This is a genomic window from Leptolyngbya sp. CCNP1308, assembly GCF_034932455.1.
GTDB lineage: Bacteria > Cyanobacteriota > Cyanobacteriia > Phormidesmidales > Phormidesmidaceae > Nodosilinea.
The window spans coordinates 1-1,114 of sequence record NZ_JAYGIH010000096.1; the positions used below are offsets into that span (position 1 = coordinate 1).

A 1,114-nucleotide genomic window follows, 5' to 3' on the forward strand; every position below is an offset into this window, starting at 1 on the left:
CTTGGTGCGAGACTACGAACGGTTGCCGGAAACATCGGAAACCCTCATTTACCTCGCCATGATCCGTATCATGGTCAGGCGATTAGCATGATTTTTGACCCCATCCGACTTTTCAAACACCCTCTTAAATACCCCTCTGGCCCAGGGTTGATTCAATGTGATGAGATAAAAATTAAGCTGTAAGGTACCGTCTCTCCCTGGTGTTGCTATGAACCTCATAGAAGCCTTGCAGGCCGTCCCTGATTATCGCAAGGCTCGTGGGAAACGCCACCCGTTATGGATCATTTTGGTGTTCATTGTGATGGGGAATTTAGCCGGGTATCGCGGCAATCGTCCATTGGAGGAGTTTGCGCAACGCTACGGCGCAGAGGTGGCCCGCCTATTGCAGATCGACCTTGATGCGGTGCCGTCCTTTTCGACGTTCCGGCGAGCACATATGGGGCTCGACTTTGCTGCCCTCAGCGACACCTTCGCTCGATGGATGCGCCAGCATATGACGGTGGATGACGATGTGTACGCCATTGACGGGAAACGGATTCGGCAGCCGATAGTGGATGATGAGGGCAAAACTCGCTTTGTCGGGCTTGTCAGTGTCTTTGCTCAAAGCCAAGGTGTCACGGTCGATTTAGCTGCGCTGACCACGGCTGAAAATAGTGAGTTGAAGGTGGTGCAGTACCTGCTGGAGAAACTTCACCTCACTGGAGTGGTTTTCAGCCTAGATGCACTTCACGCCCAAAAAAACACTGTCGCTCATTGTTGAAGGTGGCAATGACTACTTAGTGGCCGTCAAAGAGAACCAAGGAAAGCTGTATCGTCAGATTGAGACCCTCATTCGCTATCGTCGCCCTCGCCAAATCGCGTCAACGCCCTTTGAGTGCCAGCATGGTCGCCAGGAACAGCGGTTAGTCAGGGTATATTCAGCCAAAGGTATTGATCCTCAACGCTGGCTGGGTGCAAAAACCGTCCTCTGTGTCGAGCGACGGCGATGTATAGCTATAGCCAGTCTGATTAGGACATAATCTAGAGGTAGAGACATCTCCACCTGCGTGCCATGGCCAAACCCTACAGCCTCGATTTGCGACAAAAGGTCATTAATGCCATCGAACTGGATGGG

The 1,114-nt window shown here is 52.1% G+C and carries 1 protein-coding gene and 1 pseudogene; both read left to right on the forward strand.

The features are described from left to right. Positions 1-85, forward strand: a pseudogene (locus VB780_RS25605) (IS5/IS1182 family transposase); the annotation flags it as partial. Between the two features lie 123 nt (positions 86-208). After that, a complete protein-coding gene (locus tag VB780_RS25610; protein ID WP_323354021.1) occupies positions 209-760 on the forward strand; it encodes an ISAs1 family transposase in 552 nt (183 codons plus the stop codon). The last annotated feature ends 354 nt before the right edge of the window (positions 761-1,114 follow it).

Excerpts from the sequence above, each read along its gene's own strand:
- VB780_RS25610 (WP_323354021.1), top strand. The coding sequence starts at position 209 with ATGAACCTCATAGAAGCCTTGCAGGCCGTCCCTGATTATCGCAAGGCT.